At 68.0% G+C, this 14,703-nt stretch carries 19 protein-coding genes; 14 read left to right on the top strand and 5 right to left on the bottom strand.

Annotated elements, in window-relative coordinates; translation table 11 throughout:
- Positions 1 to 265: 265 nt before the first annotated feature.
- Positions 266 to 1,189 carry a nuclease-related domain-containing protein gene (locus ACTVZO_RS22520; protein WP_443300117.1) on the top strand — a complete coding sequence of 308 codons (924 nt, stop codon included), beginning with the start codon at positions 266 to 268 and terminating at the stop codon, positions 1,187 to 1,189.
- Here ACTVZO_RS22520 and ACTVZO_RS22515 read toward each other — a convergent pair.
- Positions 1,162 to 1,845 (bottom strand): YdcF family protein, encoded by a 684-nt coding sequence (locus ACTVZO_RS22515; protein WP_443300116.1) that lies wholly within the window; start codon positions 1,843 to 1,845, stop codon positions 1,162 to 1,164. The two genes, ACTVZO_RS22520 and ACTVZO_RS22515, sit on opposite strands and share 28 nt — an antisense overlap.
- Positions 1,842 to 2,636 (bottom strand): GntR family transcriptional regulator, encoded by a 795-nt coding sequence (locus ACTVZO_RS22510; RefSeq protein WP_443300115.1) that lies wholly within the window; start codon positions 2,634 to 2,636, stop codon positions 1,842 to 1,844. The genes ACTVZO_RS22515 and ACTVZO_RS22510 overlap by 4 nt, the downstream gene beginning before the upstream one ends.
- Positions 2,637 to 2,774: 138 nt before the next feature.
- On the opposite strand from ACTVZO_RS22510, the gene ACTVZO_RS22505 reads away from it, so the two are divergent.
- The 13 genes from ACTVZO_RS22505 to ACTVZO_RS22445 all read left to right on the top strand — a co-directional run bounded on the left by ACTVZO_RS22505 (position 2,775) and on the right by ACTVZO_RS22445 (position 11,713).
- Positions 2,775 to 3,104, top strand: a complete 330-nt coding sequence (locus ACTVZO_RS22505) for an SCO3933 family regulatory protein (RefSeq protein ID WP_443300114.1) — start codon at positions 2,775 to 2,777, stop codon at positions 3,102 to 3,104.
- A 2-nt stretch (positions 3,105 to 3,106) separates the two neighbouring features.
- Positions 3,107 to 4,456, top strand: coding sequence for an FtsK/SpoIIIE domain-containing protein (locus ACTVZO_RS22500; protein ID WP_443300113.1), 1,350 nt, complete (start codon positions 3,107 to 3,109; stop codon positions 4,454 to 4,456).
- Between the two features lie 76 nt (positions 4,457 to 4,532).
- The gene (locus tag ACTVZO_RS22495) at positions 4,533 to 5,204 is read left to right on the top strand and encodes a DUF2637 domain-containing protein (protein WP_443300112.1); all 672 of its coding nucleotides are present in this window, start codon (positions 4,533 to 4,535) and stop codon (positions 5,202 to 5,204) included.
- Positions 5,205 to 5,225: 21 nt separating this feature from the next.
- A complete protein-coding gene (locus tag ACTVZO_RS22490) occupies positions 5,226 to 5,414 on the top strand; it encodes a mobile element transfer protein (protein ID WP_443300111.1) in 189 nt (62 codons plus the stop codon).
- 20 nt (positions 5,415 to 5,434) lie between these two features.
- On the top strand, positions 5,435 to 5,590 hold the full coding sequence (locus ACTVZO_RS22485) for a hypothetical protein (protein ID WP_443300110.1): 156 nt from the start codon (positions 5,435 to 5,437) through the stop codon (positions 5,588 to 5,590).
- Between the two features lie 12 nt (positions 5,591 to 5,602).
- Complete coding sequence (locus tag ACTVZO_RS22480) at positions 5,603 to 5,947, top strand: SpdD-like protein (protein ID WP_443300109.1); 345 nt, start codon at positions 5,603 to 5,605, stop codon at positions 5,945 to 5,947.
- Positions 5,948 to 5,952: 5 nt separating this feature from the next.
- Entirely contained in the window at positions 5,953 to 6,498 is a 546-nt protein-coding gene (locus tag ACTVZO_RS22475; RefSeq protein ID WP_443300108.1) for a GGDEF domain-containing protein, read from the top strand.
- A 91-nt stretch (positions 6,499 to 6,589) separates the two neighbouring features.
- Positions 6,590 to 6,772: a hypothetical protein gene (locus tag ACTVZO_RS22470; RefSeq protein ID WP_443300107.1), complete on the top strand. Its 183-nt coding sequence runs from the start codon at positions 6,590 to 6,592 to the stop codon at positions 6,770 to 6,772.
- 5 nt (positions 6,773 to 6,777) lie between these two features.
- Positions 6,778 to 8,268 carry a replication initiator gene (locus tag ACTVZO_RS22465; protein WP_443300106.1) on the top strand — a complete coding sequence of 497 codons (1,491 nt, stop codon included), beginning with the start codon at positions 6,778 to 6,780 and terminating at the stop codon, positions 8,266 to 8,268.
- Positions 8,256 to 8,462 carry an excisionase family DNA-binding protein gene (locus ACTVZO_RS22460; protein ID WP_443300105.1) on the top strand — a complete coding sequence of 69 codons (207 nt, stop codon included), beginning with the start codon at positions 8,256 to 8,258 and terminating at the stop codon, positions 8,460 to 8,462. The genes ACTVZO_RS22465 and ACTVZO_RS22460 overlap by 13 nt, the downstream gene beginning before the upstream one ends.
- A complete protein-coding gene (locus ACTVZO_RS22455; protein WP_443300104.1) occupies positions 8,450 to 9,688 on the top strand; it encodes a site-specific integrase in 1,239 nt (412 codons plus the stop codon). The genes ACTVZO_RS22460 and ACTVZO_RS22455 overlap by 13 nt, the downstream gene beginning before the upstream one ends.
- A gap of 787 nt (positions 9,689 to 10,475) precedes the next feature.
- The gene (locus tag ACTVZO_RS22450; RefSeq protein WP_443300103.1) at positions 10,476 to 10,805 is read left to right on the top strand and encodes a transposase; all 330 of its coding nucleotides are present in this window, start codon (positions 10,476 to 10,478) and stop codon (positions 10,803 to 10,805) included.
- Positions 10,802 to 11,713, top strand: a complete 912-nt coding sequence (locus tag ACTVZO_RS22445; protein ID WP_443300102.1) for an IS3 family transposase — start codon at positions 10,802 to 10,804, stop codon at positions 11,711 to 11,713. The genes ACTVZO_RS22450 and ACTVZO_RS22445 overlap by 4 nt, the downstream gene beginning before the upstream one ends.
- A 377-nt stretch (positions 11,714 to 12,090) precedes the next feature.
- On the opposite strand, the gene ACTVZO_RS22440 is transcribed toward ACTVZO_RS22445, so the two are convergent.
- The 3 genes from ACTVZO_RS22440 to ACTVZO_RS22430 form a co-directional block, all read right to left on the bottom strand.
- Entirely contained in the window at positions 12,091 to 12,981 is an 891-nt protein-coding gene (locus tag ACTVZO_RS22440; protein WP_443300101.1) for an HNH endonuclease signature motif containing protein, read from the bottom strand.
- 106 nt (positions 12,982 to 13,087) lie between these two features.
- On the bottom strand, positions 13,088 to 13,657 hold the full coding sequence (locus ACTVZO_RS22435; RefSeq protein WP_443300100.1) for a GNAT family N-acetyltransferase: 570 nt from the start codon (positions 13,655 to 13,657) through the stop codon (positions 13,088 to 13,090).
- Entirely contained in the window at positions 13,654 to 14,427 is a 774-nt protein-coding gene (locus ACTVZO_RS22430; protein ID WP_443300099.1) for a GntR family transcriptional regulator, read from the bottom strand. The genes ACTVZO_RS22435 and ACTVZO_RS22430 overlap by 4 nt, the downstream gene beginning before the upstream one ends.
- Positions 14,428 to 14,703 lie beyond the last annotated feature (276 nt).

The raw sequence follows: 14,703 nt of genomic DNA, 5'->3' as shown, positions 1-14,703 counted from the left end.
CCCCGGGCCCGTAGGGGACTGCCTCATGCCTTTGGGCCTATCCCGCCTTGCAGGGGCGGGCGTCGGCGCAGCGCGCGCGGAGCGGGCCGCAGGCAGGAGCGTCGCGCGGAGCGGAGCCGGGAAGCCCGCCCGGCGGAGCGGAGCGCAGCCGGGTGCTTGATGAAGTAGAGAAACCTGTAACAGCTCGCTCTGTCACCGGCGGTCTTGCCGACCCAGCCGCCAGCTGTTGGCATATGTGTGGCAACGGCATGCAGGGGGGCGGCTGATGAGCGATCTGACGGTGCATTCGTGGATGAAGCATGGCAAGGATCGGCTCTATGTGAATCTGCCGGATGGCACAGCTGTGGCCTGGGCGGATCGGGCGACCAAGGCTGTGACGATCAAGAATCGGAAGTATCAGGACGAGGCACTGGCGCTTCTCCGACGTCATCTTGGGGAGGGACTCACCGTCAGCTCCGCACCCGCTCCTGTTCGTGAACCCCGCCCGACGGCGCCCTCTCGGCAGCCTGTGCAGTCCGCCCCTCCACCCCGGGAACACCGCTCCGAACGGCCAGCGGTTCTCCCACCCCTCAACCCCAGTGAGGACCTGGCGAGGAACCGCCCCGGCTCCCGGGTCGTCGGGATGATCGCCGAGCGGGGACCATCGACGATGCAGCGGCTGAGGACGAAGTTATTGGGACAGTCCTCAGAGTGGGACAGCTGGTACGCGGGCCTAGAAGGCGAGCGGCGGGTGGGGCGGGAGCTGGAACGGCTGGCCCCATTGGGCTGGCGGGTGCTTCACGGTATCGAGAAGGGGAATGGCGGCGACATCGACCACTTGCTGATCGGCCCTGGCGGAGTGTTCAGCATCAACACCAAGAACCACCGCGGCGCCTCGGTCTGGGTCGGCGACTCGATGGCCAAAATCAACGGCGGCAAGCCCCGGCCGTACTCGGCGGCAAGCCAAGCTGAGGCGGACTTCGTGCGGGGCGTGCTGGGGAGGTACTGCGCCTTCGAGGTTCCTGTCGAGCCTGCCCTTGTCTTCGTCGGCATCGCGTCCTTGGATCGGGCGGCGACTCAGTATTCTGTTCGCATCTACCAAGAGCGCGAGGTGGCGTCGCTGGGTCCGCTCACAGGCAAGCTCACACCAGAACAGGTGGAGCAGGTGTTCGCGATCGCTCGTCACCGGCGCGTCTGGCTCCGGTCCTGACCCGGCGCATCGCGCAAGAGCCGACTCGTGAAACCTCGCCGGCGCAGTCGCTCGTACGCCTCGGTCACGTCGTCTGGGATGTGCTGGCTGATCATGAATCCCTGCTCCGGGTAGACCGACAGCCTCTGCAACGCGCCGACCAGCATGTCGATGACCAAGCGGGCATCGCCGATGGAGTCGACGTACTCGTCGAGCGTCATCGGGCTGGAAGCGCTGATGATCTCGATTCCGGGCCACAGTTTCCGCGCTGTGGCGTACGCGCGTCGCTCCTCGTACGGCTTGCTGATCAGCAGTACGGAGGAGACATCGACACCAGCCTCCTCGAGCAGTTCCCGGCTGAAGCGGATGTTCTCACCCGTGTTCCGAGCGCGCGGCTCTACGAGCACGGCAGAGCTGGGCACGCCGAGCTCCAATGCCCGCTCGCGGTAGTGGACGGCCTCTCCGCGGGGCATTCGCTCGCGCGTCGTCGGGCTGGTGGCTCCGGTGAAGACGAGGAGTGGAGCCATCCCACGTCGGTACAGGTCGACCGCCGCCTCAGCGACCCCCAGGTCGTGGCTGCCGAGGCCGATTGCTACCGAACACGGCCGTGGAGCGTGGCCCATCTGGTGGTAGTCCCAGATGAGTCGGGTGTCTGCCCAGTCCTGGGTCGAAATCACTCGTGGCCTTCCCTGTCGTTCGCCGAGTCCGGTACCTGGAAGTCGTACTCCCAGGCGAAGCGCGAAGCAGCGTGCACCCCTAGAGCGAATTCGACCACGGTGCCGTCGGCCGTGTAGGTCGTCCGGTGCAGCTCGACTACGGGTTCGCCCTGAGGAAGCTGCAATAGCTTCACTTCGTCGGCTGTGGGCGTGCGAGCGAAGATCCGCTCCCTCATGTGGTCGATCTCGTAGCCGGCGTCGTACAGAACGCGGAATCCACCACCCCGACCAGCCGGACCGGGCGTGGGATCCACCAGCCGGGTTCCTTCGACATGCTCGGGCCGGTAGTAGCTGGTCAGTGTGTGGGTCGGCTGGTCGCCTTCCTTCACCAACCGTGCGCGCGCGTAGACCAGTGCGCCAACTGGTAGGCCGTGTGCGGCGGCCGCCTCGAGTGGCGCCTCAACGAGGCTGACTGACTGGGTCTGCTCGTTGCGCCGATACGCCCGCCCTGAGGCCACGCGGTCCGCGATGAACGCCACCTCGTCCCCGTCGCGCCACTTCGCCTTGTCGTAGCGCGCGATGCCAAGTCGCTTCAGGGGAACCTGTTGTCGGACGACTGTTCCGTGGCCTCGGGAGGACGTGACCAAGCCTTCCGCTTCCAGCGCTTTGTAGGCCGCGTGGACGGTCGCCTTCGAACCTTCGCCAGCGTCTACCAGCTCTCTGATGTGCGGCAATTGCTGACCTGGGACGTAGTCGCCCCGCCTGATCTGATCAGCCAGCTTGTCTGCAAGCTCTCTCCACTTTGGCGCCATCGCATATCCCTTTCGTCGACTCCAAGTCAAACACAGTCCTAGGACTGCGGTGCAATATCTACTCAAGCGCTCGCAGTCCTAGGACAGCGAGAGTTGGCAGTCCTCTTTGGGCTGCCCCCGACAACGCTGGAGATATTGATGCCGTCGTTCAAGGTGGACACGTCGACCGCCGTGGTGTTCGTGGCCACGGCGCCCGTTCCGAAGCTCGTGAGCAAGCAGACCGGTGAGCGCGCCATCGACCGGGAGACCGGCGCCGACCTCTCCACGGTGGGCCTGCTGATCTCGGACGAGGGGGAGGGCAACCTCTACCAGGTGACCGTTCCGGAGACCGGGCTCCCCGAGGGGCTCACGCCGGGTATGCCGGTCTCGGTCATCGGCCTGAAGGCGCGGGACTGGGAGAACACGTTCAACGGGCAGGCCCGGCACGGCATCTCGTTCCGTGCCGTCGCCCTCACGGTCGGGGCCTGACCATGGCCGATCTGACGACCTTATGGGAGGTCGGCCTCCCACTGGCCGGGGCGGGCGGTGCCCTCGGCTACGCGAAGACCCGTGCGCCGCGCGTGTACTGGTCCCTGGTGGGGCTGCCTGTGGCGCAGGTTCGGTTCGCGGCGACCTACCGCTCCACGATGGACGTGTGCGGGCTGACGGTTCAGCCGTCCCGCCTACGGGCGTTCCTGGTCCGCAACGTCGCCCGCCGCGCTGACGTGCAGCCCGTACCGCCGAAGATCCGCCGCGTCCGGGGTTCCTCGACCGGCATGCGGGTCACCCTGCGGCTGCCCGCCGGGCTGGAGCCCGCCGACGTGATCGCGGCCTCCGAGCGGCTGCGGCACGCCTGGGGCGTCCACTCCGTTCATGTGGTCGAGACCCGGCCGGGCTTCGTCGAGCTGCGGATGTCTGGTTACGACGTGCTGCGGCGGGTGAGGATGCCTCGTCGGCGTCCTTCCGGGCTGATGACGGTTCCGGTCGCGCTCCGCGAGGACGGCACGGCCTTCGTCCGGGACTATCTCAAGGTCCCTCACGCGCTGACGCTCGGCGCCAATCAGTCGGGCAAGTCCATGTACCAGCGCAACCTGATCGCCGGGCTCGCCCGGCTGCGGGTCGCCCTGGTCGGGATCGACTGCAAGCGGGGTGTCGAGCAGCGGGGGTATGCACCGCGTCTGTCGGCGCTCGCCGTGACGCCGGAGCAAGCCGCGGGGGTCCTCGACACGCTTGTGAGCGAGATGGAAGACCGCTTCGACCTGCTGAGCCAGTACGGGGCCGCCGATCTGTGGGCGCTGCCTGACGAGGTTCGGCCGGTGCCGATCGTGCTGCTGGTGGACGAGGTCGCGGAGCTGTTCCTCGTAGCCGGGAAGAAGGACGAGGAACGCCGGGACCGGATGGTCATGCAGTTGATCCGCCTCGGGCAGATGGCTCGAGCTGCGGGCATCTACCTGGAGATCTGCGGCCAGCGGTTCGGATCCGAGCTCGGCAAGGGCGCGACCACGCTCCGCGCCCAGCTCACCGGCCGCGTGGTCCACCGGGTCAACGACAAGCAGACGGCCGACATGGGATTGGGCGACGTCGCCCCGGACGCCGTGGTCGCCGTGACCTCGATCCCGCCCGACAAGCCGGGCGTCGCGGTGGCGGGTGACTCTTCCGGTGGCTGGTCCCGCATCCGCACTCCCGAACTCAGCGCAGCCACCGCGGCTGAGATCTGCGCCCAGTTCGCGCACCTGACACCGGACCTTCCCGGCCTCGCCCCGTACCGGCCGGCGGTACCCGTGCCCGCCGAGTCTGTCGAGTCCGTGCCGCTCGTGAAGCCGGTTCCGGCGACGGACTGACATCTCTCCTCCTCGGTCGGCGTGACCGTCTCGCGCCAGGTCCCTACCCGACCCATGCCCGAAAGGAGGTGACCCCGTGTTCCGCACCCTCCGCCTCGACGCCGTACTCATCCAGGCCGTCATCGCCGGTGCCCTGTCCTTCGCCCACCTGCACGACCTGGCTGCGGCGGCCGGACAGGACGGCTGGAAGGCGTGGGCCTACCCCGTGAGCGTCGATCTGCTGCTGGTCGCCGCGTGGCGCCGGATGCGCACCGACGCGGAGAATCGCGACGCCTGGCTCTGGTTCGCCATCGCGCTCGTCGCCTCGCTCGGCGCCAACGTCGCCACCGCCGGACTGCTCGACCTGCAAGAGGTCCCGGCCTGGCTGCGCATCCTCGTCGCCGGATGGCCCGCCCTCGCCTTCCTCGGCGGGACGCTCCTGGCCCACGCTCCCGCTCCCACCCCGGTCCGGGAAACCGAGCCCACGGATCAGCCACACGTCGAACTCGCGCCGGACGTGACCGTGGAGCGCGCCCCGGAACTGGCTCCCGAGCTGCTCCCGGCTGATCCCGCACCGCAGTCCGCACCCCCGGAGCCTGCGCCGATACCGCCCGCCGTGTCGGTTCCGCCCGCGCTGTTGGACCACGCCCAGAAGATCGCGGACGCCCACCAGGCGCAGACCGGGGCTCCGATCGACACGGCGACTCTGCGGAGCCGCCTCGGGATCCCGCCCGCGCTAGCGGACGCCATCGCCACCCAACTCACCTGATCGCGAAAGGAGATCACCCGCATGCGTCCCAACCGCTTCCACAACGTCATCCGCATCGGCCCGGTGCAGGTCGGCACCCATCGCGACGGCCGGGGCCGTACCCGGCACACCGCCGTGTGCACCGCCCCCGGCTGCGACTTCTCCGCCGACTACCTCACCCGCGCCGCCGCCGAACTCGCCGCCCGAACCCACCGCTGCAACCCGCGCTGACCGCGAAGGAGATCCGCGTCATGGACGTACCGCTCTGGCTCGCCCTGATCGCCGTCGGCGCCCTCGGCTACAAGCTCATCCGCCCGCCGCTGTGGCTCGTCGCCGTGATCCTCCTCGGTGGCTACCTCCTCGCCGACAGCTTCATCGCCCCGCTCCTCGACCCGATCACCAAGTAGGGAGGCCCCGCCATGCTCCGACCGCGCATCCCGGTCAACCCGCTCCCGACCGGCCTCATCACCCCACTCGCACAGCCCGCGGCTCACTCCGGTATCGAGCCCAACCGCGACTCCTCGCCGATGGCCTGCGACCACCCCCACGGCTCGGCTACGGCACCGACCGCCCCGGCCCGCGCCACGGTCCAGCTCACCCCCGGCAGCGTGGTCGCCCTCGCCGCCGGCGGAGGGGCCGTCGTCCTCGTCATCGGCGCCGTACTCGTCTCCATGCTCCTCGCCGTCGCCATCACCGGCGTCTCCGTCGCCGTGATCACGGTCGTTCTGCGCCTGGTCGTCAAGGACCTCCAGAAGGGGCGGTGACGCAGATGGACACGCACGTGATCGCAGCGGGCTTACCGGCCCTGGGCTGGGCCCTCCACGGCGGAATGCTCCTGCGCCGCCTGGCCACCGCCCGCCGCGACCCCCTGACCGGCCTGCACACCCGCGCCGGTTGGACCACCCGTGCCGAGCACCTCATTGCCAAGCATCCGGGCGCCCTCGTGGTCCTGGTCGACCTGGACGACTTCAAGGCCGTCAACGACACCCACGGCCACGCCGCCGGGGACACGGTGCTCACCGCGACCGCCCACCGCCTGACCACCTGGTGCGGACGACATGGCATTGCCGCCCGCCTCGGCGGAGACGAGTTCGCCGCCATCGTCACCGACCCCGGCCGAACCCCGGGCCTTCACGCCCTCCGGACGGCCCTGGACCAGTCCGTCACGCACAACGGCCACGCCCTGCCGGTCTCGGCCTCGGTCGGCCACTGCCACCGCGAAGAGTTGCCCGTGCCAGCCCTCACCGACGCGCTGTCCGCCGCCGACTCCTCGATGTACGCGGCCAAGGGCCACGGCAGGCGCCACACACGCTGAGCGGCCCCCGGGACGGCCTCGGTCGCCAAACTTCCGCCGCCCCGGGCGCCTGAACCCCTCCCAGATCCAACGGACCCGAAAGGGAAACCTCATGATGCCCCAGACCACCTCGGTCCGGCCGGTCTGCCGCGACTGCGACGGCTTCGCCACCGCCACGATCACCACCGGCCTCCGCTCCGCAGACGGCACCCGAACCACCATCCCCGTCAACTGCCCGGCCTGCCGCGGCCTCGGCCGCACCATCCCCGCGCCCCTCATCCGCGCCGGGAAGTGAGCGCCTTGTCCGACGCCGCCACCCTGGCGGGCCTGGACCCGGCCACCCTGAGCGACCTGCTCAAGGTGGCCGGGGCCCCCGGCTTCGACCGCCTCCACGAACAGATCCGACGCACCGGAGGATGCGCCGCACCCATCCGCCTCTCCGGCGGCACCAAGACCCTCGACCCGGCCACCCGAACCGTGCTCCACGCCTACACCACCGACAACGAACCCGGCGGCGTCCTGCGCGTCGCCTGCGGCAACCGCCGGGCCTCCCGCTGCCCCGCCTGCGCCTGGACCTACGCGGGCGACACCTACCACCTGATCCGCGCTGGCCTCGTCGGTGATCCGGCCAAGGGCACCCCCGAGACGATCCGCGACCACCCTCGCGTCTTCGCCACCCTGACCGCCCCGTCCTTCGGACCGGTCCACAACCGCCCCGGCACCCGACCCTGCCGCTGCGGGGTCCAGCACCCCGAGGACGCGCCCGAGCTGGGCACCCCACTCAACCCCGACACCTACGACTACGCGGGCGCGGTCCTGTGGAACAACCACGCCTCCGAGCTGTGGCGCTACTTCACGATCTACCTCCGCCGAGAGATCGCCTCCCACGCCGGGATCACACAGGTGGAGCTGAAGGAGGCATGCCGGGTCTCGTTCGGCAAGGTCGCCGAGTACCAGAAGCGCGGGGCGGTCCACTTCCACGCCGTCGTACGCCTCGACGGACCCGCCGGACCGAACACGCCTCCACCATCGTGGGCATCGATCAGCCTGCTCGATGACGCGATCCGGGCCGCCGCCCGCCGCGTCGCGGTGAACCTTCCCGCCACCGGAGACTTACCCGCCCGCACCCTCACCTGGGGAGCCCAACTAGACGTCCAGCCCATCGGCGGACTCGGGCACGAGGAGCTGACCGAACAGGCTGTCGCCTCCTACGTCGCCAAGTACGCCACCAAGGCAGCCGAGAGCACCGGAGCCACCGATGCCGCTGTGCACTGCCGAAAGTGCGAGGGAACCGGGGTGTCCGACCGGTACAACCGCCCGGGGTCTGCTCTCAGCCGCTGCGCTGGTTGCCAAGGAACGGGCACCCGCGAAGACCTCGGAAAGCTGCCTGTCCCCGAACACGCCCGCCGTCTCATGGCGGCCTGCATCGCCCTCCAAGCCTTCTATCCAACCCGCCGCCTCGCCGCCTGGGCTCACATGCTCGGCTTCCGGGGCCACTTCTCCACCAAGTCCCGCCGCTACTCGACCACCCTCGGCGCCTTACGCCAGGTCCGCGCCGACTACCGCGCCGCCCAACAACGCGCCTCCCTCGGCCTGCCCGACCCCGACGACCACCCGGAAGCCACCCTCCTCGTCATCGCCCACTGGTCCTACGCCGGACACGGCTCCACCCCCGGTGAGTCCTGGCTCGCCGCCAACGTCCGGCGGGACCTCCAGCACAACCGCGAACACGCTCGTGAGATGCGGGCCGAACTGTCCGAACTGGAAGGAGAAACCGCGTGGCTGCCGTAGTCATCCAGCGGAAGTGGCACACCACCGCCGAGGTCGCCGACATGCTCGGCTTCGGCCTGTCCAAGACCAAGATGCTCGTGCTCGCCGGGGAGATCCGTTCGGTGAAGGTCGGCCGCAACCGCCGCATCCTCCCGGCCTGGGTGGACGAGTATGTCGAGCGTGTCGCCGCCGGCGCCGAAGGGTGGGCAGCATGAGCGGCAAGCGTGGCAACGGCGAAGGCTCGATCTACCCGTACAAGAACGGCTACGCCGCCTACGTGTGGGTGACCAAGCCCGACGGCAAGCGCGCCCGGAAGTACGCCTACGGCAAGACCCGCGAGGAAGTCCACGAGAAGTGGCTCAACCTGCACGCGGAGGCGAAGAAGGGTCCCGTCGCCACGCGACACCGGACGCTTGCCGCCTTCCTCTCCTACTGGCTCGACTCGATCGTGAAGCCCAATCTCGCCCCGCTCTCCTACGTCTCGTACGAGGGGTACGTACGCCTCTACATCACCCCGCACCTCGGCACGAAGCGGCTGGACAAGCTGACCGTCCGCGATGTCCGCGAGTGGCTGACCAAAGTGGCCGCCGTCTGCCAGTGCTGCGCTCAGGGCAAGGATGCGAAGCGCGCCCCTGAGAACCGGCGGTGCTGTGCGATCGGGGAGTGCTGCGAGTCGTACCCGTCCCGGCGCGTGATCCAGGGGTCTCGCGATGCGCTGCGGGCCGCCCTCACTCACGCCGTCGCCGAAGAGGAGATCGGCAAGAACGTCGCCGCCCTCGTGAAGGTGCCCAAGCCCCGCCGCACGCGGATCAAGCCGTGGTCCGTGGTCGAGGCGGGCCGTTTCCTCGCGGATGGGGTCGCCCGGGAAGATCACCTCTTCGCCGCGTGGATGCTCGTCCTCTGCCTCGGGCTCCGGCGTGGGGAGGTGCTGGGCCTGACCTGGAAGTCGATCGACTTCGACGCCGGGGAGCTCTACGTCGATCACCAGATCCAGCGGGCCGGTCGGCAGCTGCTCCACCGGGAGACCAAGACGGAAGACTCCGACGACTTCCTTCCTCTGCCCGCCCTCTGCCTCAAGGCGCTTCGGATACGTCGCGCCCAGCAGCTCGGGGACCGGAAGGCTGCCGGGGATCTCTGGCAGGACAGCCGCGGGCTCGTCTTCACGACGAAGTACGGAACCCCGATCGAGCCGGGGAATCTCACCCGGATGTTCGCGCTGCGGGCCCGGCGCGCCGGCCTTCGCGCGATCCCGCTCCGGAACACCCGGCACACGTGCAGCTCGCTCCTGGTCGCGCTCAAGGTGCACCCGAAAGTGGCCCAGCGGATCCTTCGGCACTCGCAGGTCTCCATGACGATGGAGGTCTACGCCGAGGCGAGCGAGGAGCAGGTGCGGGAAGCCATCGGCAAGCTGTCCGAAGCGATGGGTGGCAGCGGCGGCTGAGGCGGTTGCTGTACTTCGCTGCTGTACGGCCAAAACGGCAGAAGCCCCAGACTTTCGTCTGGAGCTTCTGGCCTGCTGTGCACTCGGCAGGATTCGAACCTGCAACCTTCTGATCCGTAGGCGGGTGCCGCTCACGCGCGCACCGGCACCGCCCTCGGCTGACACCGCGCCCAGCTGGTCAGCGAGTTGGCTCGGCGTCCGCGAATGTCTGCTGATGTGCGCCGACGTTGATGTCAGCGGCTGATGTCGCACAGGCACAGCGGGGTCTCCCAGTCAGCGCCAGCCGAGCGCACGCTTTTCAAGTCTGTTGGCGCAGGTCGGGGCCGGATTCGGCGTCGTTCATCTGTGTTCACGGACGTTCGCGATGTCGGGGAGAGGCGCAGCGTAGACGCCCGTGAACTTCGGTGTACCGGAGTGAATGAGACGGGAACTGAGACAGGGTGCCCGTCGGTGATCCCGGATCCTTAGCCCTCCTCGGGGCCTCGCCGGGAATCGCTGGTGTTTCGGTGGAAAAGGATCACCGGTGCCAGAGCCAGCACTGTAGCCCCGGTTGCGATGGGTGCGGCCAGCGCCGGGAAGAGGGCGGTCAGGCCCGTGGAGACTGCCACCAGGCAGATCAGGAGGGCGAAGCGCCACCGGTTCGGCTTCGAGTAGAGGGTCGGGAGCCTGGAAGGCCGCCCCTTCCGACTTGAACCCTCGGGGTGCATCGGTAGTGTCATTACTGACCTTTCTCTCTGTCCCTCCCCTCGTAGCGTGGAGTCCGTGATTGCAGGGGAAGTTGGGATTCATGGGGTCCAAGCAACGCACATACACGCCTGAGTTTCGTGAGGGCGCTGTACGCATCGTGATCGAGACGGGCCGACCGATCCCGGAGGTCGCCGAGGAGCTCGGCGTGCACTCCGGCACGCTGCACAGCTGGGTGTCGCGGTGGCGGCGCAACGGGTCGGCGTCGTCCGACCGGTCGACTGAGCCCGCGCCGGGCGGGCGGATGCGCGAGGCCGAGCGCGCCGAGCTGGAGCGGCTACGGCGGGAGATGTCGGAGAAGAACAAGCGGATACGCGAGCTGGAGATGGAGCGTGATGTCCTCAAGCGATGCATGGTCCTCTGGGTGAAGTGACCGAGACGGACCCGGCCGCCCTGGCCGCGTTCATCGGTAACCAGAGGACCGAGCACCGCATCCCGCACCGGCTGGCCTGCCAGGTCCTGGGGGTGTCGGAGTCCTGGTTCTACAAGTGGCGCGACAAGCCCACCACCGCGCGTGAGGTCCGGCGCGGGCAGCTGACCGACAAGATCCGGCAGATCTTCGAGGACTCCGGCGGCACCTACGGCTCCCCGAAGGTCTGGTGCCTCCTGGTCCGCGCAGGCTGGCGGGTCTCGGTGAACACCGTCGCCCGTCTGATGGCCGAGCTCGGGCTGGCCGGACGGAAGGTCCGCCGACGGCGCGGGCTGACCCGGCCCGGCAAGCGTCCGGCGGCCCCCGACTTCGTGCGGCGGGACTTCACCACGGACGCTCCGGACCAGGTCTGGTGCGGCGACATGACCGAGATCACCACCGGTGAGGGCAAGCTCTACCTGGCCACCGTCATCGACCTGTTCTCGCGCCGGCTGCTCGGCTACGCGATGGGCGCACGCCATGACGCCGAGCTGGTCGTGGCGTCCTTGAACATGGCCGCGGCCACCCGCGGCGGTGACGTGAAGGGCGTGATCTTCCACAGCGACCGCGGCAGCGAGTACGGCTCCCGGCGCTTTCGCCGGGCCTGCCGCCGACTGGGCGTGACCCAGTCCATGGGCCGCGTCGGGTCGTGTTTCGACAACGCCGTCAGCGAGGCGTTCAACAGTGTGCTCAAGGTCGAGTACGCCTACCGCCACACGTTCGCCACCCGCACCGAGGCCCGGCTGAGGATTGCGACCTGGATCACCGGCTTCTACAACACGCACCGGCTACACAGCGTGTGCGGCTACCAGAGTCCGATCGACTACGAGCACGACCACCGGGCCAACTCCGCCTTGGAGCTGGCCGCTTAGAAGATCTCCACAGTCCGAGGGGATTGACACTCTGCCGAGAACCTGGTCAGGACGGCTCCCGCTGCAACGGGGGCCGTCTTCTTTGCGGCCGCGCCACCCTTCGGAATCATGGTGACAGCGGGTCAGCAAGTAGCCAATCTTGTTATCCACAGGGGGCGTTGCCTAGTTGTGGATAATTGACGATTTCCTGTGGGTGGGTGCCGAAAATCTGTGGGCAGCGCTCTGGATGCCTGTGTGACATGAGTCACTGTGGAGTCTGGGATGCTGCCCTGACCTGCACGAACGACTCCCGGGGCTGACTGGAGAAAATTTCTCGTGGTGGAGGGATCTGATCGGCATGGGACCCCACTCACCAGAAGGACAATCTGCGGGGGCCTCTACGCTTTCCGGCCCAACTTCGAGCGCACTTGCTTGGCTTGCTCGGCGAGATCGTCCAGCCACTCCTGCGTCACGTGGTTCTCCCAAATCGGCAGGTGCACTGCCGATACCCACGAGCCGAAGACCCTGCCGCCGGACCCTAGATGGCCGTAGGCGCGAAACCGGATGGGCACGTACGCCCTCGAGAACACCTGGAGTCGGATGCCGGCGCCAACGGCGAGAGGGGGTGCCAACCAAACCCCGTTCGCCTGCGGCTCCAAGCGGCTTGGCGGTCTGTGAAGGTAGTGACCGCCTGGGAAGCCGTAAACAACGGGGGCAGGGCCGTCAACGTCGATCTCAAGGCCGACACCATCGACACCGAAGCCGATTGCCCCCACGTTCGAGATGCGCACGCCAAGGTAGCGCTCCTCGGAGTCGGCGTTGATGAGCTTGAACTCCGGGAGGTTTTCGATCTCTGACACGATGCCCTCGCCACCAACACGGATGACGCCGACTGCCTCTGCCTCGGCCTTCGGCGTGGTGAACGCATTGAAGATCTGTTCGACCTGCCCCTCTGTGAGGTCAGTGCTTCGCCCCTGGGCAAGCTGCTGCCGTTTCCAGTCGAGCAGCTCTTCAGTGGGGTAGCCGTTCGGGAAATCGTCGATCCAGCCGTGATGCTTCTTGCATAGCAGGAGGAGGTTCTCCTCCGCGTTGCACAGCTCAGGCGGGTAGCCCGGGTCGTGCCGTGGGCCATCGGCACTCGCTGAGCGTATGTGCGCGATCTCCGCGGTCACGCTGAGCTGTTCTCGGTGCTCCTCGATCAGCGGCGCCTCGCACTCGGGGTAGGCGCAGTGGGATGCGCGTCCGAACAGCAGCTTGCACAGCCGGGGGCCAGGGCTGAAATCACTCACACGCCCGACGATAGGCGGTCCACGCTCCGCGAACTGCTAAAACCCCCACTAGACGGCAGGCCCCAGTTGCGCCCTGCAAGACCCCCGCGCCTCTCGGCGTCTGATGTCACACCACTGAGATTGATGTCGGATCCGGACTCCTGTCCAACAGGTTGTGGCCGTTGTCGAGCCTGGCCGGCCGCTGAGCGAGCCACCCTGAGACACGCGGTCCGCCGTTCACCGCCCCGCCTTCCGTGACGGTGCGGACGTGCTCAAAGCCGTGGCGGAGGTAGTACCGCTGAAGCGCCTCGTTTGTCGTCCACGCGTCAAGGCGGAGCCAGGAGGCGCCGGAACGATACGCCCGGTCGCCCGCCCAATCGAGCAACCGCCCACCTAGGTCACGTCCGGCGTGCGTCCTAGCGACGGTCAGCTTGTTCACGAACATCGACGGCTCGGCGAGTTCCTCGCTCGTCCAAAGGCCGTCCTCCGCCTCAGGCGTGAGGGTGATGGTCGCCGCGGTCGTCCCGCCATCACGGACCATGAAGACCGTCCCGGCCTCGATTGTGGCCAGCAGTCGGTCCGCCGGGTAAGGCCGGCGCCACTGATCCGAGCCCAGTGCGCTCAGCCAGGCCGCCGCCTCCTCGCGGAAGGCGAGCAGCTTGGAAAGGTCATCAGGAGTAGCAATCTCGACGATCACGGGCGCTCGCTCTCGATTCGGTCGGGGAGCTCACCGATCTCGTAGTTCATGCGGTTGAGGTCGCCTCGAAACGTCGTGATCGTGCACCGGATGACCCTGTCACCCGCGTATCCCGTACGCGTCCAGAGCAGCACTGGTACGCCTGCCCCTACGTCCAAGAGGCGCGATTCGTCAGGTGTCGGCATCCGCGTGGCGATCTCGTCGAAGTAGCCGATCTGCTCAATCCCGGCGGCCGCCAGGTAGCGCGTAGTGCCCTCCGCGATGTCCCCAGGCTCGGCAAGGCGAGGAGCCTGCTTCACAAGCCAGTCGGGGTAGTACGTCGCCTGGGTAGACCACGGCACATCATCCACGAAGCGGTGGCAGAACCTCAGGACCGTAGTCGAGCCGATGTCGACCTTGAGGCGTCCGGCGACGTAGTCCGTTGCCGGCGTCACCTCGACGCGGAACGTCTGAGTCGGGTGACGCCCGGCGTTAGTGACATCTGTGTTGTAGGCGTCGCCGTTCTGCGGGAACGTCAAGTTCTCGAAGCGGGAAGCGTTCAGTTCGAAGACCTCATGCTTGCGCACCTCGTAGCCGAGCCCCTGGCTGGAGGAAATAAGCCCCTCGCTGACCAGGGCGTTCAGGCCGGACCGCACCGTGTTGCGAGACGCGTCAAACCGCGCTGAGAGCTCGCTCTCGGAGGGCAGGCGAGACCCCGGCGGGTAGACGCCGTTGTCGATCTCACGACGGAGGGCGTCAGCCACCTGCCGGTACTTCGGCTGCTTGTTCATGACCCCATCATGACGCACTCGCTCAACTTGTTGGTACATGTGGGCCCCAATCCCTTGACGGCTCACGATCCGCGGGTGCAACATCACTGCATCAGCTTGTACCAACAAGTTGAGCAAGCGGAGCAGTGGGGCCAAGTATGCCCCTGCCCTGCCCGTCTTAAGCACCACCCGTACGACCAGGAGCCCCGCAGCGGACGGGGGGAGGCGACCCGGCGCCTTGTCATTCACCGGAGGGCTTAGACCGAAAGGTCACGTCTCCATACGCCTACGCCAGGT

The sequence above is a fragment of the Streptomyces sp. IBSNAI002 genome (assembly GCF_052244475.1).
Taxonomy (GTDB): domain Bacteria; phylum Actinomycetota; class Actinomycetes; order Streptomycetales; family Streptomycetaceae; genus Streptomyces.
The sequence above is the reverse complement of the archived record's forward strand: the minus strand, read 5'-3'. Positions and strand labels throughout refer to the sequence as shown.